The following is a 24,535-nucleotide window of genomic DNA, read 5'->3' as shown; positions in this document are numbered from 1 at the left end:
TTAAATTGGAATTTTATCGTGATTATCTCCAAAACCCCAGTAAGGCTCAGTTTTTTTGGCGGTGGAACAGATTACCGCGAATATTTTGAAAGAAAAGACGGCGCGGTATTGGGCGTAACGATCGACAAACATATTTATGTGAGCGTCAATGTCCTGAGTGATTTTTTCGAATACAACATCCGCGTCGGCTATTCCAAATCAGAACTCGTCAATAAAATAGATAATATCGTCCATCCAAGCGTTCGAGAGACTTTGCGATTCAAAAAAATATCCGGGAACTTGGATATCCATATTTTTGCCGACCTTCCGGCCAAGACAGGCCTCGGTTCGTCATCTTCATTTACAGTCGGTTTATTGAATGCCCTTTATGCCTTGGAAGGGAAAGCCGTATCAAAAAAAAGATTGGCAGAAGAGGCAATCTACATCGAACAGCAAATGATAAAAGAGCATGTCGGCTGCCAGGATCAGATTCACGCGGCCCACGGCGGTCTCAACATTATCGAATTCAACCGATACGGAACCACCGTAAGGCCAGTGGTCATATCAAAAGAGAAATATCGTCTGCTGAACGCATCTTTAATGGTCTTTTATACCGGACTGACGCGGTATGCCAGTAAAATTGCACAAGAACAGATATCGAATACCAAAGAACGCCACCTGGACGGTTATCTCAGCCAGATGCACCAGATGGTTTATGATGCTGAGCACATTATCTCTGATGAAACGCCGGAATTAATGATTCGGCGTCTGGGCGAAATGCTCAACGAGGGCTGGCAGCTGAAAAAAAATCTTTCTAAAAAAATAACCAATGCAACCATCGATGCTGCTTATGAACAGGCACTTCAAGCGGGTGCTTACGGTGGCAAACTGGGTGGGGCCGGCGGCGGCGGGTTTCTTTTTCTGCTCGTGCCTGAAGGAAAGCAGGCAACCGTTCGCAAGGCATTGAATCATATGATGGAAGTGCATTTCCATTTTGAAACCGAAGGCTCCAAAATAATATATCTGACTCAGTAAATGAAACCAACACACGATGCCATCATTTTAGCCGGGGGATTGGGAACGCGTCTGAGAGCGGTTGTCCCAGTCCTTCCCAAGCCGCTTGCACCGGTGGGAGGGAAACCATTCCTCGATATTCTGCTCAACCAACTGCGGACTTCGGGTTTTATTAAAAACGTCGTCATTGCTATAGGATACAAAGGCGAGTGGATAGAGAAGCAATACGGAAAAAGGACCAATTGCGGTTTTACCATCATGTTTTCAAAAGAGGACAAGCTGCTTGGGACAGGCGGCGCTATCAAAAAAGCACTGGCTTTGACAACCTCGCAAAGTGTGCTTGTTTTAAATGGGGATAGCTACATTGAGGTGAATATTTCGGAACTGATCCAGTCTTATCAAAAGAACAGGGCTTCACTTTCCATGGTCTTGAAGGAAGTGCAACATGCCGACCGATATGGCAGTGTTGTAATGGATGAAACCAACAGGATCCTGTCTTTTTCTGAAAAACGACAAGACATCGGTGCCAGCAAAGGGCTTATCAATGCGGGTATGTATCTTATCAACGCATCCGTTTTCGACGCAATACCGAAGGAAACCGTATTGTCTCTGGAAATGGATATCTTGCCGGAACTGGTAAAAGAACGTTTATACGGATTTGTTTCAACAGGGAAATTCATTGACATCGGTATTCCTGAAACATATCAAATTGCAGATACCTATCTGGAGGGTGTATAGAATTGAAAAAAGAACCAATCCTCATTACCGGTGGAGCAGGCTATATCGGTTCCATTTTGGTACCACTTCTTTTGAACAAGGGTTACGCGGTCACTGTTTTAGACACTCTGATGTTCAACCAGTATTCGCTTTTAGATTGTTGCGAGAATCCCGATTTCGATTTCATCAAGGGAAACATATGCGATGAGCGTTTAATGAAACCCTTGCTTCCCAAATTTGATACGATTATCCCGCTTGCAGCGATTGTCGGTGCGCCAGCGTGCAAACTGAATCCATCCCTGACAAAAATGGTCAATTACGACGCACCGTTGATGATGCTTGGGATGCTGTCCCCTTCGCAACGAATCCTCTTTCCGACAACCAACAGCGGATATGGCATTGGGGAGAAGGATACGCTATGCACCGAAGAATCGCCGTTGAACCCAATTTCTGAATATGGGAAAATAAAAGTTGCTATTGAGAAAGCACTGTTAAGCCGTAACAATTCAATCTCTTTCAGACTGGCGACCGTATTTGGGGTCAGCCCACGGATGCGGATGGATCTTCTGGTAAATGACTTTACCTACCGTGCCTTCAAAGACAGATCGATCGTGCTTTTCGAAGAGCATTTCCGGAGAAATTACATTCATATTCGTGATGTTGCCAATACATTTCTGTTTGGCATGCAGCACTACGAACGGATGAAAGGTGAGGCATTCAACGTCGGATTGAGCAGCGCCAATCTCACCAAACGACAATTATGCGAAAAAATAAAAAAGCATGTACCCGGGTTGTACATCCACGCCGCACCCATTGGGGAAGATCCTGATAAACGTGATTATCTGGTCAGCAATGAAAAAATTGAGTTGCTGGGCTGGTCGCCGAGATACAGCCTGGATGATGGGATCACAGAGCTGCTAAAGGCTTACCGGATACTGCAACCCAATCAATTTGCAAACGTATGATGATTTTAACAACTATCCCATGGGTGTAGGAACCGCCGTTCCTATTTGGCTACTGCTACTATGCCTCAAAAGATACTCATAACCGGCGGCACGGGTTATGTCGGCCATGCATTGGCCAACACCTTGTTACGCAATGGAAAAGATGTATATGTGCTAACGCGGGATGCCCACTCACGAGCTTCTCGTGAGCTGTCGCATTGCGGCATAAAACCGCTAAAAGGATCGATCTCTGATTTATCTTCGTTAAAGTCGATAACCATCTCTTTTGACACGGTTTATCATCTTGCAGCAGCCGTCGATTTTCGTAAAGAGAATCGAAAGGCGACTTTTAACGTCAATGTCGAAGGGACGGATAACGTCGCTCGCGCTTCTTTATGGTGGAATGCGAAAAACTTCATTTTTGCCAGCAGTGTTGAGGCTGTCGGCCCGCTGCTCGAAAAACATTTCTTCAGTTCGGAGGAAACCGACTGCCATCCGTTAAATCCGTATGGCGAATCCAAGCTTCTTGCGGAGAATCTTCTCCAAAAAAATTATTTCCACCAACTGAACGTTAAAATTCTTAGAATCGCCAATGTATATGTCATCGTACCACAAATCTTATATGCACTTCTCAACAGATCCCTTTTTCTGCGTTACTCAGATTTGTCCCGGGATAAATATATACAACCGGTTCATCTGCAAGATTTAACCAAGGCGATGATTCAATGTGCTGAGTTCCCATCCTCTTCAATTTATTTTATTGCAGGCGATGACTACGCAGCCATTGGCCAATGGTTCAATCTTATTGCAAATAAAACCAAACTTTCAGATGTGTGGGAAAAAAGAAAGCGTGTAATTTCGTCCGCCTGGGAAAAAAAGAGAATCAGGACGCTAGGCCTGCTCGATTATTGGACACAATTATCGCCGGAACATGGTGGATGGGTCTATTCCAATCAAAAAGCAAAAAACGATTTTGGTTTTAACCCAACCATTAAAATAATCAATGGCATCGACTACGAGATATCGCGTTTATCCGACATGGGAGCGATCACGCCGGTCTCATTTCCAGAAAACCTCATGAGTTATTGCAATGGACCGATGTTATTGCTTTTATACCCGTTCATTAAAAACATTAAACGTTTGATAAACAAGGCCAAATGTTTCTAATCATCAATCCTCCAAATCCCCCTGGGTACGTAGCAAACAAAGATGTAATGGGAGGCCTGGGTCAACTGTACGGCCCGGATGCAAAAACCAGAATTCCCCCCATTGACATGGTTTATGCCGCGGCATGCCTTAAACACAATCAGGTACCATTTCGTGCGATCGATTGTTTAGGAGAGGATTTAGGCCTCGGTGATTTCCTGAAAAAAGTAGGTAGCTCCAGGCCTCCTGCATTTATAGCCCTCAGAACCTCAATGCCGACGTTTGCTTGGGATTTGAAGGTATCGGCTCACTTGAAAGAGATAATGCCCGAGGCAACAATCATTTTTTTCGGCGCTGTATGCAGTATCTTTGCCGACGATTTGATCCGGTATAATGCAATCGATATACTGGTTACCGGCGAAGCCGAAGTTATCCTTCCTTGCCTTGCGGTGCAACCGGTCGATCAAGTGGATGGAATCTACTACAAAAAAAATGAAACCATTATAAAAAACCCCAATAAAGCTTTGGTTGGGGATCTCGATGCCCTGCCATTTCCGGCCTGGGAATTTTTTCCCTACCAGAATTATTTTATTCCGGATCTCGGCGACACACGACCGGTACTGACCATCCAGACGTCAAGAGGGTGCCCTTTCAATTGCAACTATTGCCCGTATCCCCTCGCGCAAGGCCATCGCTGGCGAGCTCGAACGCCGGAAAACATTTTTTCTGAGATCGAATATCTGATCAAAACACATGAAATGCGAAGCTTACTTTTCCGTGATCCTGAGTTTACGCTTGATCAAGAAAGAATCCTGAGGCTTTGCGACTTGATCATAAACAGTCAATTGAAGTTCTTGTGGCGTTGTGAAACAAGACCGGACACCCTATCGGAAGACCTTATCCCCAAAATGGCGCAAGCCGGATGCATCGGCATAAACCTTGGAATTGAACACGTAAACAACACAATCTTGGCCAAGGTTAAGCGCAAACCCGTTCATCCGGATCATATATTGAAAATCGTTCGGACCTGCGCACAAAATAAAATAGCCACTTTTTGTTTTTTTATCATCGGACTTCCTGGAGAAACGATCCCAACGTTTATGCAAAATGTCGCTTTTGCCAAAAAATTAAACCCGGATCGGCTCCAATTTACATTTGCCACACCTTACCCGGGCACACGATTCCACCAATGGGCCGTGAAAAACAAGTACATTACAAAAAAAAATTGGCAACACACCGATGGTTTGAATGTCGTCATGAGAAATGACACCTTGCGACCTTTCCAATTGAAGTTAATGCATAAATATGCCAGCCTGGCATGTTCTCAACGATTGAAAAGTACATTGCTGAATACGGTCCTGAATAAATCGACCAAATTATTCCTTAAAATTTTAACCAAAATAAGAAAATGATCAAACGCATACTTCTCATCAATCCACCTCACACGCTTAAGAAACATACAGGAATTATTGATGCAAATCCACCACTTGGATTGGCCTATATAGCAGCGGTCTTAAGGGATCGCTACGATGTCCGCATATGTGATGCGGTTATTGAAGGAATCGACAACAGGCTTTTCCACGATAACGAGCAGATGACTGTGGGTTTGCGTGACAATGATATTTTGTCACAGATTCGAGACTTCGCCCCCGATGTCGTTGGGGTGTCCAGCATGTTTTCGGACCAGTACCATAACGCGCATCGCATGTGCGCGTTAGCAAAAAAAGTGAGTATGGGTATCATTACCGTAATGGGGGGGGCACACGCCTCCTATAACAAACTTACGGTCATGCAAGACAAAAACGTGGATTTTGTGATTGTCGGTGAGGGTGAGGAAAGTTTTGGTAAATTGCTTTCCAGTATCGCCAACAATACGCCGCGAAATACCCTTGATGGCCTTTGCTGGCGTGACGCCAATGGCGAGGTCAAATGCACTCCCAAAACATCGTTTATCAAAGACCTTGACCAGATTCCCTTTCCAGCACACGACTTGTTACCGATAGACAAGTATTGCCGCTACACGAAACACAGGGGGCTCTCCAAAGGATCCCCCTATTGCTCCGTGATCACTTCGCGGGGATGTCCGGCAAACTGTATTTTTTGCTCGATTCATTCTGTATGGGGGAAAAGTTATCGCACGCGCTCTCCCGAAAACGTTATCGCGGAAATCAAGCATCTGAAAAGCCACTATAATATAAATGAAATTGCCTTCGAAGACGACAACTTGACTTACGATAAAAACAGAGCGATAGCAATTTTTGACTTATTAATTGAAAACCAATTGGACATATCTTGGTCGACACCCAACGGTGTTGCCCTTTGGTCTCTGGATACGCAGGTACTCGATAAAATGAGGGACAGCGGGTGTTTCTCTGTCGTTCTGGCTGTTGAATCCGGTGACCAGGAAGTTCTCTCAAAACTGCTAAAAAAGCCTTTAAAATTAAAAAAGGTCGAAAAATTGGTTCGCTATGCCAAGAAGATAGGCCTCGAGACAGGTGGCCTTTTTGTAATTGGTGCTCCCGGAGAAACCACCGACCAGATGCATCGCACGATCAAATATATGTTCACATTGCCTTTCAGTCAAAGATACTTGTCGATACTGACCCCCTACCCTGGAACAAAATTGTGGGACATATGCAAAAAGAACGGATATGTGCATGCTGACATTGATTTAAGGGAATTGAAATTGTACCAGGCAAACATTTCCACTCCAGAGTTTAAAGCAGAAGAGGTTCAAATCATTTACAACCTGGCCCAACGAGCAATCAAACGGCGAAGAATTTTCAATGCCATCGTCAAACGCATTAAGAATGCATTTTAAATAAATTGATGCATCTTGAACGTATTAAAAAAAATATAAAAAATTTTTTCTTTCTATTAATTTCAAACATTGGTGGAAAACTCCTCTATCTTTATTTCATAACCTATATTGTCAAAGAACTCGGACCCGAGGAGAGCGGTGTCCTTTTCACAGCCCAATCGTTCACCGCAATGTTCACCTTTTTATTTTCTCTCGGCATAGACATGCTTATTATCAGGGAAATTGCCAAAGACAGATCAAAAGCGGGTCTTTACACAGGCAACGCCCTACTTCTGAAAACCTTTTCTTCACTTTTTTCAATTCTATTTATCTTAATATTCGCATCGATACTTGACTACCCAAAAGATATCTTCCAACTGATCATAATTTTAACAATCGGAATAACTATCGTTAATTTTACAAGCACATTCGAGCAAGTTATCAAGGCCTACGAAAAAACCGATTTTCTTGCCGTTATTTCTTTTGCTGGAATGGTCTGCCGCGTAATAACCCTGATAACTACCATACGTGTAGGCCTTGGCGTATTCCACTGTGCAATTGTAATTGTAATTTTTGATATAATTGTTGGTGTGGCCAGTGTCTTCTACACCTACCGAAAAAATTTAATCGCCGCCTTTCAAATAAGAAAAAATGAACTGACGCCTATAATCCATCAGGCCCTTCCGTTTACTTTGGCGACCATTTTTGCTACTGTCTATTATCGCGTAGATACGGTGATGATATCTTTGATACAATCAACCGACGAGGTTACACGCTATCACGCTTCTTATCGTATTCTAGAAGGACTTCTCATCATACCAAATATCCTTGGAAGCGTTCTTTTTCCGATTTTATCATCCTTTCACTACGATAAAAAAGTATTAATTGATCTTAACCGGCATATTCTAAAATATGTGATGACGGTTTCACTTCTTCTTTCCAGCGTATTAATGGTCAATGCGGATTCAGTTTACATTTTATTGTTTTCAAATGAATTGAATGATTCAGTCCTTATCTTTCAAGTCTTGCTGAGTTCATTGCCGGTCACTGCCTTTTGCTGTGCATCCGCCACTCTTTTTTCGGCAACTGGACGACAACATATTAACTTGATAATCACAATCATCGTATTGGTTACCAATATTATCATGAATTTAATTGTGATCCCACGGTTCGGTGCTTTGGGGGCATCCGCGACAACACTTACGAGTGAGGTCATCGGTATTATTTTTCATCTGGTCTACAATCGCGACTACATTAATGTGGTTTTCTTTATCAAGGAATCTTTACGGCCAGTCGCAGCATCTGCATTTATGGTAGTTTCCCTTAACTGGATGAATTTATCATCCCTGTTGGTAAACCTTCTCGCCGGTGTTCTTTTTTTTACAATCGGCCTTTTCTTTGTGGGGGGAATCAAAAGAAGTGATCTGACATTTGTCCGTTCCCTGATAGGCCAAAATATTTAGCAACTCCTATGAAAATATTAGCATTTACATCCCTGTATCCTCCCTTTTACAAAGGTGGGTATGAAATTGCAGCCAAATCCTTTATCGACAGCCTTCGCAGAAAAGGCCATCGGATCAAGGTTGTCTCTTCGAGATATGGGGTCACTCATCAGACTAAAACCGAACCTGGTGTTCTGCGCAGTCTCCACTACCTGAACTACAACCACCTCAATGAACCTTTTTACAACAAATTTCCATTTATCTGCAGTATTTTAAGCGCCATCCGTCGGTCTATCCTGACAATTTTCAACGGAATCATTGCTGGAAGGATTATCCAAAGGTATAAACCCGACATATTGTTTTTATGGGATATGCGCGAAATTTCATATCATACTGTTTTCTTCAAGGTCAGGGAATCAATTCCAGTTGTAATAATGGTAGAAGACAAGGTTTTTAACTGGCATACAATCAGCAATTGTTTTTTATCCGCATTTCCATTCAACAAAGCGTATTGCCGTTTTGATCATGTATTCTGCGTCAGCAGCGTAATGAAAAAGTATGCTCTATCCACCGGTTACGCTTCGAATAGAATTTCTATTGTCCCAAACGGCATTGCGAATGATTGGTTGATAGAAAAAATAGACTTTAAAAAGCCTTCAGGTCGACTACTGTATGTCGGCAGACTTTCTAAAATCAAGGGCATCCACAATATTATAATGTCGTTACATTATCTTCAGAAATGCTATACAGAAGATATCGTTCTTACAATCATTGGCAGTGGTGACCAAGATTATATCGCTTATCTTAAATCCTTAATAACCAGATACAATTTGATGAAAACAGTTCGTTTTCAGGGAAAATTATCTTATCAAGATCTAAAATATATTTACACCCAGCATGATCTACTTATCGTGTCTTCAATTTACCAAGAACCATTCGGGTTGATACTCATCGAGGCAATGTCAAGAGGGTTGCCCGTCATCGCCAGCGATATTGGCGGTCCATCCGAGATAGTTGAAGATCAAATCACCGGTCTTCTCTATTCTCCTGACGACCCAAAGGATCTGGCAAAAAAAATAGAATACATTTTAACTGATCATACACTTTACAATACGATTCGAAAAAATGCACTTTCAAAGGTAAAACAACATTATTTGATCGACAAGGTCGCTATCAAAATAGAACAGACGTTACATGGGCTTATAAAAAACAACAAACATGAATCAGAAACGATTAGTTGAATTCAATTATAATATTAGGACCTTACTCATATGATAAAAAACCATCGAAATGTTTTATTTGTTGTAGACAGTTGCTGTTTTCCAGTCCGAGATGGATCTTCTGAAAGGTACCTTTCCTGGCTTGACTACCTTAATAAATACGGCTACAAAGTTTTCTTTTTATCCTTTGATTATTTAAATATATACTGGTCTCAACATGCACGACATCAACTAAAACAGTTTACAGAAAAATTTTTAATTATCAATACTTACTCTTGTAAAAGAAAGCTTCTTTTTTCGGTAGCTTTAAAATACATAAGTCGCATTTTTCGAAACAGTTTATTTTCACTGAGTGCTTTTGAAAATGGGCTTCAGAGACAGAACTATTCCAAGATATATGATTATATATCAAACAATCATATTTCCACGATTATCGCCAATAAGATCACGAGTGCTACGCTCATGGGAATCGGTCAAATTGACACCCACGATGTTCTTAAGATAATCGATATTCACGATATTCATGCAGACCATTTTCATCATATTCAAAAAATAGTTGATCGGTGCGCTTTGTCGGATTTTTTAAACGGCCCCTACACGGGTTCCTTATCCAAAAAATTGCTGACGATACTAAAGCCTCTTGATTACGGAGCCATGAAAAAGGAAGAACTGGACATTCTATCTTTTTTTGATAAAATAGTGGTCACTTCGATTTCAGAAAAAGCGCATTTAGCAAAAATTAAAAACATTTCATATAAAATAAAATACTTGAATCCTGTGTTTATCGACACCCATCATAACCGTTCGATGAGAACGGATACATGCGATTACGATTTCGGATTTATCGGAAGCCGATCAATCTTTAATATCGAAGGTCTGCTTTTTTTCAAAAAAAAGATACTTCCTATATTACAATCGGCCAAAATTGCATTTAGCTGCCTCATTGCAGGTTCGGTATGCAGCGCTGCAGAGACAATTTTCTCCTCCGATGACAATTTTCAATATGTCAAATACGTTAACATGATCGAAGAGTTTTACAATTCCGTCAAGATTGTATTCATTCCACTTTTATCCGGTTCGGGCATCAGCATTAAAATGCTCGAAGCACTGGGACATCGACGACCGGTTATCAGTACGACCATCGGTGCGCGTGGTCTCGATTTAATACCTGGGCACGATGTCCTTGTTGAAGATGATCCCCAAATATTTGCCAAGGAAATGTTACGGTTGTTGAACAACAGCCCCCTGAGAAATCAGTTATCAGCAAATGCGGCAACGACAATCGTCACGAAATACGGGCTGGACACGTACCACAAAAATTTACACGCAATATTATTATAATTTGGAGCGTGCATCATGAAATGCCGAATCTGCAATTCCAGTCGTCTGAGCCTTGCAATTGATCTCAACGCGCAGCCTTGGGCGAATAATTTCTTGAAAAGGGAGGAAATAGGAACAGAATCCTTTTATCCGCTGCGTGTCATGCACTGTGCCGACTGTAAAACTGTCCAGCTCGATCACACGGTTAAAAAAGAAATCATGTTCGGCAACCATACCTATCTTTCGGGTATTACCAAGTCACTGAGTGATCACTTTCAGAAAGTCGCCAAATCGGTCGATGCCGTCTTTTTTAAAAACGAAAAAGAAAAATCCGCACTGGACATCGGTTCAAACGATGGGACTCAGTTAAAACATTTTCAAAAGTTGGGTTACCGGGTATTGGGTGTAGAATCATCCACGACCATCGCCCGGATCGCAAACGATACCGGGGTGGAAACCATCAATGCGTTTTTCAATTTTCCCCTGGCCCAGGAGATAAACCAGACATTCAAGGTCATCAATGCAGCCGGCGTTTTTTTCCATCTCGAGGAACTGCATTCCGTCACCAGGGGCATTAAGGAACTCCTCGACTCGAACGGCGTCTTTGTCGTTCAATTTTTGTATATGAAACGTATCGTCGAGAACCTGGCTTTTGATCAGATTTACCATGAGCATTTGCTTTACTATAATTTGAATACTATCGATGTACTGCTGAACCGCCATGGTCTCTCCATGTTTGATGCATATGTATCACCGATTCATGGCGGATCGGTCATCGGATTCGTGACGCATGCGGGTCGCCGCTCCCCAACGGAACGATTGATAAAGTTGCGTCAGCGGGAAATCGAAGAGGATTCCAATGAATTTTCCACCTATCAGGAATTCTTCAAAAAAATCGCCGAGAAAAAACGCATTACACTCGATTATTTAAATGCCCAAAAAGCCAAAAAGAAAACCATATACGGTTTCGGAGCCCCTGTGAAAGGCAACACCATGCTCAATTATTTCGGAACCGGAACCCAATATTTTGATTATCTTGTGGAAAAAAATGAACTCAGGCGGGGACTCTATTCGCCCGGTATGCATATCCCCATCGCCATCGAAAAAGAATTGAAGCAATTGCCCGACATCTACTTCGTGCTGGCATGGAATTTTAAAAAGGAAATTCTGAAAAACAACCAACACCTTCTGGACAAGGGGATCGAATTCTACTTTCCCGTCGATCCCGTGGAGACGGACGAATGAAAATACTGGTTACCGGAGCGTCCGGTTTCTTGGGAACCTTTCTTTGCAACAAACTCGAGGACAAGGGCCATGATATTTTAGGTCTCAATTCAACAAATTGTGACCTGACCGATGAAAGAGCCATTTTTAATCTGGGACACGATAAATACGACTTGATTTTTCATCTCGCAGCTTGGACCCAGGCCGGGGATTTTTGTCTGCGGCATCCCGGTGAACAATGGATCATCAACCAAAAAATAAATACCCATTTGCTGACATGGTGGCAGGCCTGCCAACCCCAGGCGAAATTGATTGCCATGGGGACAAGCTGCTCCTATTCTACCGATAGACGGCTTAAGGAGGAAAACTATCTGTCCGGACAACCGATTGATAGCCTATTTTCTTATGCCATGACCAAGCGGATGCTCTACGCCGGGCTCATTGCTTTGAATCGGCAATACCACCTGAGATACCTTTGTGTCATACCATCAACATTGTACGGTCCCGGTTATCACACGGATGGACGCCAAATGCATTTTATTTTCGATCTGATTCGGAAAATTATTCGCGGGAAGCTCTATGGAAAACCGGTCATTCTCTGGGGCGACGGTAGGCAAAGGCGCGAGCTCGTCTATATCGAAGACTTCGTCGATATAATGCTTCGGTTGAATGACTGCTGCGAGAATGACATTATCAACATCGGCAGCGGCAAGGAATATTCGATTCGACACTTCGCACGGCGAATATGTGAAATAGTCGAATACGATTTTGATAAAATTGTTTTTGACACGGAACGGTATGTCGGTGCGAAGTCCAAATGTCTTGCAATTGATAAACTGCTTCATTATATACCTAACCCGAATATGACCGACCTCGACATCGGATTAGAAAAAACGATCCAATGGTTCAGGCAAAATCAGGCCGCGCTCCTATAAATGCAACTCAACAAGCCGCATAAAAAAACAATCAGCCCTCTTTTTATCACTCTCGCTCCCAATTTAACCAAAATCGGAGAAGGGCACCATCATATCTACAATGCGACAGTCCAGGAGGCCGTCGAATCAATGGGGTGGGCCTATAGAATTGCGGTTCCGCACCTCGCAGCTTCTACCATGTTTCCTGACGGATGGCTTCGCTGCCTTCCCATGCCACCTGCCAGGACTTCCAAGAAAGCCATTCTCAGCTTCCTCAAGCTCGCATTTGTCTCCATTCTTCCCTTTTACCGTTTTTTAACCACCAACGTTGACCATAAAAGAACCATCATCTTCATCGAATCCATTAACCCCTTCTCGCTGATTGCATTCACCATCGCCTTCACCGCAATTGCAAAAAACAATCTTGCCGTATGGTTCCTCTGCCGTGGTGAGCACTCATTCTCCGGTTTTAATAAATTCAGGGGGCTTCTGGAAGCAGGTTTGCAAAAAATCATTAAACACCTTTTACCCCCCGGCAGGTTCAAACTCCTGTCCGATACTGAGTTGTTTGCCAAATGGTACGCTACATATTTCAGGCACCCCATAACGGTCATGCCCATACCGCATACCGACATTCCTACCGGTCAATCTGATCCACCTAGGCAGGATACGATAACCTGCTGGATGGCCGGACAGCAACATGCCATCCTCTATAATGTCGCGATCATAAGTAAAATAGCCCATACAATTTCTGAAAACGCCAATAAACTTTTGTTTGTCGTCAGTGAAAAATGCGATCTGGAACCCGTCCCGGGTGGGGTAAACCTGAAAAAAATAGGCGCTGTATTGACGCAGGAGCAATATCTTTCCATGTTCGGCAAATGTGACATCGTTCTATTGCCGTACAACCCTGCCATCCATTCCATGCGGACATCCGGTGTTTTTGTGGAATGCATCATCGCCGGAAGAATGCCAGTGGTTTCAAAAGGAACTTGGATGGCCTCCGAACTGGCCGGGCACCATCTGACCGAACTCGCTGTCGACTGGCATGCGCCGGGTCTTATCGATCTCCTGATTGACCTTCATCATAACGAACCTGTCAGAAGAAAACTCCGGGAGATGAGAACCGCGTACCTCACATTTCACAATAAAACGGCCTACGCACACAAGCTGGAAACCATACTGGACCAAAGTTTCGGGTAACCCATTGAATATCTGTCTAGTCAACCATGATTTTATACCAGTGCGCGGTTCAGGCCAGACCGTCTATGCGGAAAAGATTGCACGCGGCCTGGCCGATGGTAATAATGTGACTGTGATTACCGCACGCCCCCCGGGACTGTCGGGAATCGAATACATCGACAATATTCGAGTGGTCCGTTTGCCCGTTCCCCATCACGACCCCTCCCAGTGGATTGCTTTCGGTTATATCGCCGGTCAATTTATAAAAAGGCAGGCAGGTCGTAAAAATTTCGATATCATCCATTTTCTGGACGGCCACCTGGGATACGCCGCACCCAAGGGATTTGTGGCAACGCTACACCAATCCTTTAATCAACGCCTTAAAGGGAAAAAGGGAATTCCCTACCATTCTTCTTTATGGAATTTGATTCAACGCTATCCCTACTACAAGGTATCGAAAATATTGGAAACGCTGGCCCTTGGAAAAGCTGAGGCATGCCTTGCCATCAGCCATGCCACCCGAAACGAGTTCATCCAGAATTATCGCGTCGACCCGAAACGTATTGACGTGGTTTACTCCGGCATCGATACTGATTTTTTCAAACCGGTTGATGCCGGGCGCCAGCGCAAGGCATTGGGTCTGACAAATGAAAAGGTCTTGCTGTATGTTGGTTTTTCAACCCCCAGAAAAGGCCTCGAAGATTTGGCTGCCGCGTTGCGGCGTTTGAAAACCGACAACGTCAAACTCGTTCTGGCCGGGAAATGGGAAAAAGGGTATAGGCAGTCCTTTTTGCATCGCCTGGGTAGGAACGTGGACAAGGTTATCGAGGCAGGATATGTAGATGATGCGCAGATGCCGGCGCTCTATTCGCTGGCGGATATATTTGTTTTACCATCGCTTCTTGAAGGCTTTGGATTCCCATTAGTAGAATCCATGGCATGCGGCACGCCGGTTATCAGTACCAATGCCGGCGCCATTCCCGAAGTTGTCGGAAACTGCGGGCTTGTGATCCCGCCTCAGAACCCCGGAATATTGGCTGAAAAAATTGATTTGCTGCTGTCAGACGAATCGCTAAGAAATTCATTAAAAAAACGATCCCGGGATTGGGTCCTTTACAATTTCAGTCAGGCGGTCATGATGCGGCAAACGTTTTCTTTTTATGAGAGGGTCATGGCGCAAAAAAAGCGCACAGCAAGGCATTTTGCCTTATAAATGCGGGAAAAAGGGTTGATTTTGAAAGTTGTTTATTTTGGCATTTACTCCAAAGGCGTCGAATATCCAAGAAATAATAATTTGATGCGTGCCTTGCGCCGCAATGGTGTGGATGTTATTGAAGCGCATTTCGAACTCGCGGGTTCATTTCTCAAGCGGATGAGCGTGGTAAAGGAACCTCTGCAAGCGCTTCTTTTTTTTTTCAAGCTGTTGACCAGTTTTGTCTGCCTAGCGTGGAAATTCATCAGACTGCCGCAGGCGGATGTCATCATCGTGGGGCATCCAGGATATTTTCACGTACATTTGGCATGGATTCTTCACCGACTTTTTAGGAGGAATTCGACGCTCGTCTACGATGTTTTTATCCCCCTGTGTGAAGCACTGGTTGCGGACAGGGAATTAATCGTTTCAGGCAGCTTCTTCGGGCGGCTGCTGTATCGGTTTGAACGATCATGTTGCCGTCTGGCTGATTTGAACTTGATCGATACCGATACCCACGGTAATTATCTGATTGAGACCTTTGCGGTCGATCCTGCAAAGGTGGCGCGAGTCTTCGTTGGCGCAACCATCGCTCAGCAGGCCGAACCATACCAGGTCGCTAAACAAAAAACCTTCAGTGTTCTCTTTGTCGGTACTTACATTCCTCTTCACGGCATTGATGTTATTCTCGAGGCTGCCCGCATTCTTGCCGATATACCACACATACGGTTTATTCTTGTGGGAACCGGCCAATTGCGGCCTCCGATGGAGCTTCTGGCCAATAAATGGGGACTCCAAAACGTTGAATTCATCGATTGGATATCAACTGAACAATTGGGTCCCTTTATTCGTTCACACGACTTATCTCTGGGAATATTTGGAACGACCTCAAAAACGAACAGAGTTATCCCTTCCAAGGTATTCGATATCTGTGCTGCCGGGGTGCCTTTTATAACAGTTGACTCTCCCGCCATCCGGGAAGTTTTTTCACATGGCGAAAATGCCTGTCTCGTCCCTTCGGGCAGCCCACAGGCACTAGCCGAAGCCATTCGTGAATTGGAAAGATCCCCAACCCTGCGAAACCATTTAGCAGCGGGGGCTAGGCAAACGGGCCGGCACATGTTTTCATTGAAATGCATCGGTGCCGATTTCCTTGACCATCTGCATTGTATCCGCAAGGGTTAATTCAGCACCTACTCATTCCCGTCTTTATACCTGGTAACGGGCCGATCGGCAACCCGGCGTTCAAACCGCATTTGACAAATCTGTTCCGATACCATCCCCATCATGAAGATGATCACGCTAGAGATGAATAACAATGCGCTCATGTTGGTAAAACGCCCCTCTGTGACAAAGGAGTAAAGGTAACGGACAACTCCCAGCATAAACATGATAAAACTGACAGGCAAAAAAACTCTCAGGGGCGAGTATAATGTACAAATTCTTATGATTATCATAAAAAATCGTACTCCGTCTTTAACCACACTGATCCTGCTCTTGCCAGAAGTCCGCTTTTGTGCTTTGATCGGCAGGTATTTGACGCTCCGGCCATCCCGCAGCACGCCTAAGCTAATCGTTGTCGGATATGAGTAAGTATTGGGAAGAAGATAAATATAGCTTCTTGCAATGTCCGATTTAATCGCGCGGAATCCTGATGTAAGATCCTTCACATTAAATTTTGTAACGTATGACGCGAGCCAATTATAAACTTTGTTGCCAATCGCACGAGGGAAAGATGCCTGCCCCTTGCTATCTCTTGATCCAACAACCATATCATAGTCCGGGAAAAAAGATAAAATTCGGCCGATATCCTCCGGACGATGTTGCCCATCGGCATCCATAAAAAGCAAAATTTTTCCCGTTGCGACACGAATCCCCGTTTTAACGGCAGCCCCATTACCGATGTTATAAGGGTGGGAATAAACAGTTGCACCCGATTTATTTGCCACTTGCACCGTATCGTCGGTGGAACCATCGTTAACGACAATCAATTCGAATCCAGGATATCTTTCCTTTATTTCAAGCAGGAGCGATCCAATATTATCGGCCTCATTATACACGGGAATAATGAGGCTGACTTCGGGGGGCACTATCTTTTCCATCATAAAACCTTTTTATCGATTCCGTTGATCTCATTTTTTCGTTGCGTTCAACGCAAACAATCCATAGCCACCATGTTTGCCGATTTGAGTTGCACGTCTTTGGAAATAGGTTCTTAAAAGTGCTTCATTCTCATGGTCGAAGGTCCTTTTGATCCAGGATTGCGTCAGATCGAAGCGTACTAATAAATGCGTTATCCCCAAATTGCTTAGATTTGCACCAATTTGATCAATGGAATCGGCGTCGTTCACCGCTTCGGATAAAATTTTGGGATCCCAATAAATCTGTCGGTCAAAATAGTAAATACGGTCTCCGATAAATAAGCAAAGAATAATTGAATTTTCGTGGAGTTGGCTGTTAATATATCGAATAAGTTCATACTCCGGCCGGAACCGTGTAATATAGTCTTCACGGGAAACTTCTCCGGCAATATAAGGCTCAGGATCGATTTTTCGGTAAAGTGCGTGGACATACTGCGCATTCCAAGCGAGCATGGCAATAATAAATACACTCGCAAATCCCATGAGAAGTGATGCCTTCCACTTTACTGCGTATGATTCTCCCAAACGTCGCAGGTTGGCAAGGGAATACATGCAAAGAACCACCAAGGGTGGTATGATCGGACCGATCCAGCGAATGCGCATATCGATTTTGAAAAACACGAACAACAGATAGGCGATGGAAAATAACGACAAGATTTTGGATTCAAACCGGCGGCCGTTGCCTTGTTTTTTGCCGCCCCATATCAGTAGCAATGGTAAAATCAGTAGAAATGGATTTAATCGACCGTCAAAATGTTTGGGATTGTCATCGACGCCTTCAAAAAATATGCGAATGGGAATCAGGACAATTTGCCATAAAGACTCTCCATAGACAGCCTTCCGGACAGAAAAATGAGTCCAATCGCTATTGGCGTACTGCTTCTTTTCTTTTTCAGGCGCCCCGCCCCCTTCATTCTCAGCCACATACTTTTCTTGTGTTTCGGCAGCGTTGGAAAAAACATTTTTGTATAATGGATAAATCGGATTTCCCGTCATATACCAATTTCTTATCATCCACGGAGAAAACACCAAAAGAGAACCGACCGCAAACACGATGCCAAAACCCAACGCCTTGAACTGGTTGACGGGTTGTTTTCCATTTAATGCCTCCTCGTTCGCCCTTCTTACATACAATACGGGAACAAAGCAGGACAAAAGAATAAAAACGATCAAGCCGTTGTATTTAGTCCCCATGGCAAGCCCGCAAGACAAGGCCGACAAGATCAAATATCGAATCCTGCAATCGTTTTCGATCCAACCGATCAAGGAAAACAAGGCTCCTGCCGAAAAGAAGATTAGGCCCAAATCGACGTATACCGTCGTGGATAATTTGACGATAACGGGAATTGAGAGGAAAAAGAGGGCGCCTAGCAATCCATATGTCCGATCTAAGCGCCGTTTTACATGGGTATAGATCAGTATCGCCGTAAAGAGGGCAAAGGCGAAATGGATGTATTTGGGAACAATGTCGTTTCCAAAATATAAAGGAACCATGTATAGCAGATCAAGATTCATGGGGTAATAGGAAAACGGGATAGATGGCAACTCCTTAAAGATGCCTTTCTCGATCCACATTTTCGGAACGGCGAGGTGATGGGTTAGGGCATCCCGACTTACAGGGGGCACTGTTGACATTAATCCGATTAATGCTGTCTGCAAGAGGAGGAGTGTCAATAACAATCTGAAAAGACACTTATTATTGCTTGCTTTCGGGGCAAATCGCATCTATTGAAATTTTCGAAAATCGGATACTTACATCTGAAGACTGTTTATAACCATCATAATGATAAGGCACACATGCGTCCGACAACTTGTATCATACTACCAACCTACAATGAAGCAGAAAATATCCGCTGGGTTGTCAGTGCAATTTTTGCTCAGTCGGAAAAAATCGACAGTCACGAGCTTCATGTACTGGTCGTCGATGACGATTCCCCTGACGGCACTCAGGACAAAGTTCGTGACATGATGGGCAAACACCCCAATCTCCATCTCGTCACTGGAGAAAAAAAAGGGTTGGGAGAAGCCTATAAACGCGGAATGGCTTATGCCATGAGCCAACTCGCCCCCGATTTGATCTTTGAAATGGACGCGGGTGTAAACCCAAATTGGGGCAAATTTACTAACAGGCGTAATGGTACCGATTTTCTCGCTCTTTGAAAAATAAAGCTGGACTCAAAACGCTATCTTCGATAAGGTGTCGTCCATGAGTGAGAGCATGACCATTCAGGGGCGCAAATTATTTTCCGAAGATATTGAACTGATTCGTCGGCTGATGGCCGACAATCCGGATTGGCACCGCAGTCGGTTATCCATCGAACTGTGCCGAATGTGGAATTGGCGCACCGATAAAGGTCAGCCCAAAGATATTGCCTGCCGTTCAATGTTGCGTAAGCTAGAACAACGCCAGTTCATCGTGCTGCCGCCACCGTTGCGACCGGGAAATCATTCCCGGCAGATACCTGACATGCCTCATCGTCGCGACCCCATCGAGGGAGTGCTGGACGATCTTCGTCCTGTTGAAATCATCATGGTCAGTGGCCGTTCAGACAACGATCACCTTTTTCATTGTCTAATGGATCGCTACCATTATTTGGGGTGCCGGGGTCACGTTGGCGAGCATATGAAGTATATGGTCTATGATCGCCACGAAAGGCCCCTGGCCTGCCTGCTTTTTGGATCGGCAGCCTGGAAAACAACACCACGAGACCGTTACATCGGATGGAACGTGGCTACACGCCAAGGGAATCTGAAGCTGTTGACCAACAACACCCGGTTTTTGATTCTACCCTGGGTTCGCATTCCCAACTTGGCCAGTTTCATTCTGGGCGCTTGTCTCAGGCGGTTGCGGTCCGATTGGTCCACGCGCTATGGTCACGATTTGTGCCTGGTCGAAACCTTCGTCGATCGTTCCCGCTTTGAAGGGACCTGTTATCAGGCTGCCAACTGGCTAAAATTGGGGCAAACCAAAGGCCGCAGCCGTCAAGATCGCTATCGAAAGTTGAAGGTGCCGGTCAAAGACCTGTACGTTTATCCGTTGACAGCCGATTTCAAAAAGCGCTTATGTGCCGCAGGCTGAAGCTTCGCTACTTGCACGGCAGGCATTCGAGAACCTGCTATCTGCGAGGCGAGCCATGGAGACCACTGTCGATATTCAAAAGCTGCAACGGACCATTGATGAAACCCTTTCCAATTTCCAGACACATTCCGATGCCAACCGGCTGATCATCGATCTGCGCACAGCCCTCTTCTCCACAATTGAGGACTTGATTGTATCTTCCATTGAAAATCTGTTTTCCGATCCATGTTTTTTTAAAGCCGTAAAAAAGCTGGCAGCAAAACTCGGATTTCGCTTCAAGGGATTCAAACCCACCAGCATTCGGCTTTTATCCGGCCGATCGCTACCGATTGAATCCCCTTATTTTGCCAAAGCGCTTCCGAAATCTCGCCGTGGTCGTAAAAGGAAGAAACGGAAACCGAAAAGCGGTATTCACCTGGGGTTGGCCTATCTGGGTTTTATGGATCGTTGCAGCGCTGTTTTGGCATCGGCGTCTGTTCAGGCAAGCTTATTGTGTCCGTCATTTGAGATTGCCAATCGGACCTTGTCTTCTGTTGGCATCGACATGGATATTAAAACGATCCGGCGGTTGTGTATGCACATGGGCAATCGCTCCATGGAGAATCGGCATCGGATAACATTATCGGAAAATGACCATGTAACCGGCCGCGTTTTGTTCGTGTGCATTGATGGTGGCCGCCTTCGTGAACGCCGGACCAAAAAGGGGCGGTTGGCTTCCCATCAAAAACGGAGAGGATATTATTCCGACTGGCGGGAGCCGACACAAATCGTTATTCAATGGCTCGACGCCCAGGCAAATCCGATCAAGGAAATTGCCCCGCTTTACGATGCCACGATGGCCGACATCAACGGTGCGTTTGAATTATTGGAAGATTATCTTCGTCAAATCGGCGTTGACCAGGCCGACGGAGTAATTTTCTGCGCGGATGGCGATCGCAGATATTGGAAACGATTTTCCTCACTGGCAGAAAAGCTTGAAGCCAAGACGTGTTTCCAAGTGATCGACTATACCCATGCCAAACAGAATTTGCATATTGTCGCGGATCATCTTCCCAAAACCCTTGAAGCCAAAGAGCGAACGGCGATTCTCAAGAATTGGAAGGACCTGTTATGGCAAGGAAATTTGATGGAAATCCGAAATCAGATTCGTCAGTACATCACGTATCCGTCGAAGCTAAAGAAAGCATTGAACAAGTTCAACAATTACTTTGTGAAAAATCTCCGCCGCATGCAGTATGCGGCCTTTCGGTTATTAAATCTGCCGACCGGCAGCGGTTGTGTTGAAAGCGCGATACGTCGCGTGATCAATCTTCGGTTGAAAGCGCCGGGTATTTTTTGGAAGCGTGAGACCGCTGAGGTCATGCTTTTTCTCAGGAGCACATTACTTTGCGGGCGTTGGGATAATATGCTGGAACACTTGCTACAACTGAATCGAGGAACATTTGAAGCTTGCCCCTAAATGGGATTGCACCCAATGGACGCCGACCGGCAACACGACCCGGAATGCATTCCGACATTTAATTACCTGGCAACCCGTGGTTTCAGTTTAATCATCGGCTCTAGATTTGCTCCCGGAGGGTCCACCCCCAATTTTTCATTGAGAAGAAAAGCCATAAGTTTGCTCGGCAACTGGATGATTCGTTTTTTCGGTGGAATTCCAAGAATTCATGATTGCACCTCCGGGTTCCGGTGCATCAAAGCCGACCTGATTTCAAAATGCAATCTCAGCTTCCTTTCGACACGAGGGTATTCATTCCAGTCGTCCCTACTTTGCGAACTGCTGAGAAATGGCGCCAGGGTCATCGAAGTACCGATCGTCTTTCCTGATAGAATTTATGGCGAATCCAAATTGTCTTTCAAGGACCAGATCGAGTTCCTTCTCAATATCGCCAAAATCCGTTTCAGGCAGTCCGAGGAATTCGTCAAGTACTGCATTGTGGGTGTCTCCGGATTATTGGTCAATCTTGGGTTGTACATTATCCTGACACGGATGTTCCATTTTAAACCAGCCTTTTCCTCTCCAGTCGCAATAGAAACATCGATCATTTCCAACTTTTCCTTGAATCATTTATGGACCTTTAAAAAAAGGCATAACGAACAAAGGCTGATTAAAAAATTGACAAACTTCCACATTGTGGCAGGCATTGCAGGATTATCGAACTATGCGGTTTTTCTCCTTTTGATCAACTATTTTGGTTTATACGATATCATTGCCAACCTGACGGGCATTGCCTTCGGAACATTGATCAATTATTTCTGCAACTCTTTGTGGACCTGGCGGGAAACCAAATCAGCCAATCCGGACGATTCACCCGTATAAGACCTCTTATCCCAGGCCTGCAAAAATTTAAATATCCCATTGAAGAGGAAATCGTTTTTTGTCGATACGGATGATGGCTAAATATCATCCAAACAACATAATGAAGAATACGATATAAACGTTAGGAAATCGTTTTGAAAAACAAGACTGCTACTTTGGATAATGCCAATTCTATTTTTCTTTTGATTTCCTATATATTTCTCATGTATTTCATACTTCTTTTTTTAATAACAAATATAGCAAATATATTTTATCCATACTCTTTAGAAAACGGAGAGGGGTTAATTCTTCGCTATGCCTCCCTTTTATTGGATTTTGAAAATATTTACAATCCAATTGATGGAAACAACCTACTTGTCGGGTGCAACTATCCGCCTTTTTATATCTTTGTCAATTCTATCCTAATAGGTATATTTGGGATTACATTCTCACCCCAGGAAGAATATTATGTTTTTTCGCTACCATAGGCATTGGTTGCTTAATTTATAGATATATACTAGATTTAGTTGGAGATAGATGCTCTGCGATATTAGCTGCTATGGTATTTTTCTCATCGCCTTATATTAATAGAATGAGTATTTTTGCAAGACCTCACATATTTTCTGTTTTCCTGTCTTTTTGCGGAATATATATGATTATCCACGATAATATAGATAAGTTTGGAAAGAAAAAAAATACGATTTTAAATATAAATTCTATAGAAATATATGCAATATTCTTTTTAGTACTGGGAACCTTCACAAAGCAAACAGCCATCTGGTCTGCTTTCGCTTATTTTTGTTGGATTATTATTTGGAATCAACGACGCTTAGTACATACTTCAGTGTTTTTTTTATTTGGTGTATTCTTAACACACGGGATTATGAATATTATATATAATGGCACCTATCTCTCATGGGTAGGGCTATATTCCATAGGCCAATATTCACTAAAACGACTTTATATTTATTGGATTTTTTTTATTAAAGAAAACATTGTGATTACCCTTCCTATCATACTATCGATAGTAGTGGTAATATTTATTCTTATATTCAGAATCGTGGTCAATCGTCTCCTTAATCCTGCTAAGAACTGGCATAAGACCATAGACTTTAAACCTATAATACCACGATTCACCAATCAGATTGGAAAGAATTTGTTTGTCTTGTATTCATTCTTTATTTTGTTGTCTTGTTTATTTGTAGCTAGAGATGGGTCCTCCGTTGCTTATTTTACAGAACTCATCGCCATAGGATCTGTATGGTTTGGTATTGGTTGGTTCCGTCTAAATCTTTGGCTAAAGAATAATCAATCGTTCCAATTTGCATTACCATTATTTTTTTGCATTTTAATTAGCATTCACTTCTATTTATCTTTTGAACTTATAAAACCAATTCCAATCTTTTTTAATAAAAATACATATTTTCGAGATCAACAGATTGTAGAAATTTTAAGAAATACAAAAGATTTTATTCTTTGTGAAGATCAATCATATTCGATATTATCAAATCGTGAACCATATTTTGTTAACTCATTTATTTTTTCAAATATGGCGAAACGTGGAATCTGGGATCCCAAATACATTATTGGTGATTTACAACGAGGGAAAGTTAGAGCGATCTGTATAAACTCCAGTATTAGAGACCCAAACCAGTTGACAACATCTCGCATTGGAAATCAAATTATAGAAATAGCCAAATCAACCCACAAATATGAGTTAAAAATTTATAACCGATATATCTACTTCTACAGTGAGGATGATTGGTATGATGCCATGAAAAGAATCAATAGGATGAATACATCTATACCTCATCGCCCCAATATAGGTACCGAAAGGGATAAGAGAGAAACATCAATCAACACCGATTTTCGCGCAAACTTTAACCGTCATACTATATAAGAATTTGTAGGCGCCAATCCCT

21 protein-coding genes are annotated in these 24,535 nt (G+C 43.5%); 19 read left to right on the top strand and 2 right to left on the bottom strand.

Annotated features, from left to right (window positions below; all coding sequences use genetic code 11):
- Window positions 1-18: 18 nt before the first annotated feature.
- Genes GN112_RS00525 through GN112_RS00455 form a run of 14 tightly spaced genes read left to right on the top strand, consistent with a single transcriptional unit; the run spans window position 19 to window position 16,279 of the window.
- Window positions 19-1,014, top strand: a complete 996-nt coding sequence (locus GN112_RS00525) for a GHMP family kinase ATP-binding protein (protein WP_162458714.1) — start codon at window positions 19-21, stop codon at window positions 1,012-1,014.
- Window positions 1,015-1,731 carry a nucleotidyltransferase family protein gene (locus GN112_RS00520; RefSeq protein ID WP_155308423.1) on the top strand — a complete coding sequence of 239 codons (717 nt, stop codon included), beginning with the start codon at window positions 1,015-1,017 and terminating at the stop codon, window positions 1,729-1,731.
- Window positions 1,732-1,733: 2 nt separating this feature from the next.
- On the top strand, window positions 1,734-2,675 hold the full coding sequence (locus GN112_RS00515) for an NAD-dependent epimerase/dehydratase family protein (RefSeq protein ID WP_155308422.1): 942 nt from the start codon (window positions 1,734-1,736) through the stop codon (window positions 2,673-2,675).
- A 45-nt stretch (window positions 2,676-2,720) separates the two neighbouring features.
- The gene (locus tag GN112_RS00510; protein WP_155308421.1) at window positions 2,721-3,821 is read left to right on the top strand and encodes an NAD-dependent epimerase/dehydratase family protein; all 1,101 of its coding nucleotides are present in this window, start codon (window positions 2,721-2,723) and stop codon (window positions 3,819-3,821) included.
- Complete coding sequence (locus GN112_RS00505) at window positions 3,812-5,212, top strand: B12-binding domain-containing radical SAM protein (RefSeq protein WP_155308420.1); 1,401 nt, start codon at window positions 3,812-3,814, stop codon at window positions 5,210-5,212. The genes GN112_RS00510 and GN112_RS00505 overlap by 10 nt, the downstream gene beginning before the upstream one ends.
- The gene (locus GN112_RS00500) at window positions 5,209-6,621 is read left to right on the top strand and encodes a B12-binding domain-containing radical SAM protein (RefSeq protein ID WP_155308419.1); all 1,413 of its coding nucleotides are present in this window, start codon (window positions 5,209-5,211) and stop codon (window positions 6,619-6,621) included. Before GN112_RS00505 ends, GN112_RS00500 begins: the two co-directional genes overlap by 4 nt.
- Before the next feature lie 8 nt (window positions 6,622-6,629).
- Window positions 6,630-8,063, top strand: coding sequence for a flippase (locus GN112_RS00495; RefSeq protein WP_231717212.1), 1,434 nt, complete (start codon window positions 6,630-6,632; stop codon window positions 8,061-8,063).
- Between the two features lie 8 nt (window positions 8,064-8,071).
- Window positions 8,072-9,283: a glycosyltransferase family 4 protein gene (locus GN112_RS00490; RefSeq protein WP_155308417.1), complete on the top strand. Its 1,212-nt coding sequence runs from the start codon at window positions 8,072-8,074 to the stop codon at window positions 9,281-9,283.
- Window positions 9,284-9,313: 30 nt separating this feature from the next.
- Window positions 9,314-10,603, top strand: coding sequence for a glycosyltransferase (locus tag GN112_RS00485; protein ID WP_155308416.1), 1,290 nt, complete (start codon window positions 9,314-9,316; stop codon window positions 10,601-10,603).
- Between the two features lie 15 nt (window positions 10,604-10,618).
- Window positions 10,619-11,827 (top strand): class I SAM-dependent methyltransferase, encoded by a 1,209-nt coding sequence (locus GN112_RS00480; RefSeq protein ID WP_155308415.1) that lies wholly within the window; start codon window positions 10,619-10,621, stop codon window positions 11,825-11,827.
- Window positions 11,824-12,741, top strand: a complete 918-nt coding sequence (locus GN112_RS00475; RefSeq protein WP_155308414.1) for an NAD-dependent epimerase/dehydratase family protein — start codon at window positions 11,824-11,826, stop codon at window positions 12,739-12,741. The genes GN112_RS00480 and GN112_RS00475 overlap by 4 nt, the downstream gene beginning before the upstream one ends.
- The gene (locus GN112_RS00470) at window positions 12,742-13,923 is read left to right on the top strand and encodes a glycosyltransferase family protein (RefSeq protein ID WP_155308413.1); all 1,182 of its coding nucleotides are present in this window, start codon (window positions 12,742-12,744) and stop codon (window positions 13,921-13,923) included. It abuts the gene before it with no gap.
- Between the two features lie 40 nt (window positions 13,924-13,963).
- Window positions 13,964-15,115 (top strand): glycosyltransferase family 4 protein, encoded by a 1,152-nt coding sequence (locus GN112_RS00460; protein WP_162458713.1) that lies wholly within the window; start codon window positions 13,964-13,966, stop codon window positions 15,113-15,115.
- Between the two features lie 15 nt (window positions 15,116-15,130).
- Window positions 15,131-16,279 (top strand): glycosyltransferase, encoded by a 1,149-nt coding sequence (locus GN112_RS00455; protein ID WP_162458712.1) that lies wholly within the window; start codon window positions 15,131-15,133, stop codon window positions 16,277-16,279.
- Window positions 16,280-16,287: 8 nt separating this feature from the next.
- On the opposite strand, the gene GN112_RS00450 is transcribed toward GN112_RS00455, so the two are convergent.
- Both GN112_RS00450 and GN112_RS00445 read right to left on the bottom strand, forming a co-directional pair.
- Window positions 16,288-17,184, bottom strand: coding sequence for a glycosyltransferase family 2 protein (locus GN112_RS00450; RefSeq protein WP_197743459.1), 897 nt, complete (start codon window positions 17,182-17,184; stop codon window positions 16,288-16,290).
- A 42-nt stretch (window positions 17,185-17,226) separates the two neighbouring features.
- Window positions 17,227-18,870 carry an ArnT family glycosyltransferase gene (locus tag GN112_RS00445; RefSeq protein ID WP_162458711.1) on the bottom strand — a complete coding sequence of 548 codons (1,644 nt, stop codon included), beginning with the start codon at window positions 18,868-18,870 and terminating at the stop codon, window positions 17,227-17,229.
- A 162-nt stretch (window positions 18,871-19,032) separates the two neighbouring features.
- Here GN112_RS00445 and GN112_RS00440 point away from each other — a divergent pair, with 162 nt between their 5' ends.
- From GN112_RS00440 to GN112_RS00420, 5 genes are all read left to right on the top strand, one after another.
- Entirely contained in the window at window positions 19,033-19,395 is a 363-nt protein-coding gene (locus GN112_RS00440) for a glycosyltransferase (protein ID WP_155308408.1), read from the top strand.
- 46 nt (window positions 19,396-19,441) lie between these two features.
- Window positions 19,442-20,314, top strand: coding sequence for a Druantia anti-phage system protein DruA (locus GN112_RS00435; RefSeq protein ID WP_155308407.1), 873 nt, complete (start codon window positions 19,442-19,444; stop codon window positions 20,312-20,314).
- Between the two features lie 55 nt (window positions 20,315-20,369).
- Complete coding sequence (locus GN112_RS00430; protein ID WP_155308406.1) at window positions 20,370-21,773, top strand: hypothetical protein; 1,404 nt, start codon at window positions 20,370-20,372, stop codon at window positions 21,771-21,773.
- A gap of 477 nt (window positions 21,774-22,250) precedes the next feature.
- Complete coding sequence (locus tag GN112_RS33510) at window positions 22,251-22,634, top strand: GtrA family protein (RefSeq protein ID WP_162458710.1); 384 nt, start codon at window positions 22,251-22,253, stop codon at window positions 22,632-22,634.
- Between the two features lie 631 nt (window positions 22,635-23,265).
- Complete coding sequence (locus GN112_RS00420; protein ID WP_155308404.1) at window positions 23,266-24,513, top strand: hypothetical protein; 1,248 nt, start codon at window positions 23,266-23,268, stop codon at window positions 24,511-24,513.
- Window positions 24,514-24,535: the final 22 nt, after the last annotated feature.

It is taken from the genome of Desulfosarcina ovata subsp. ovata (assembly GCF_009689005.1).
GTDB lineage: Bacteria > Desulfobacterota > Desulfobacteria > Desulfobacterales > Desulfosarcinaceae > Desulfosarcina > Desulfosarcina ovata.
The sequence above is the reverse complement of the archived record's forward strand: the minus strand, read 5'-3'. Positions and strand labels throughout refer to the sequence as shown.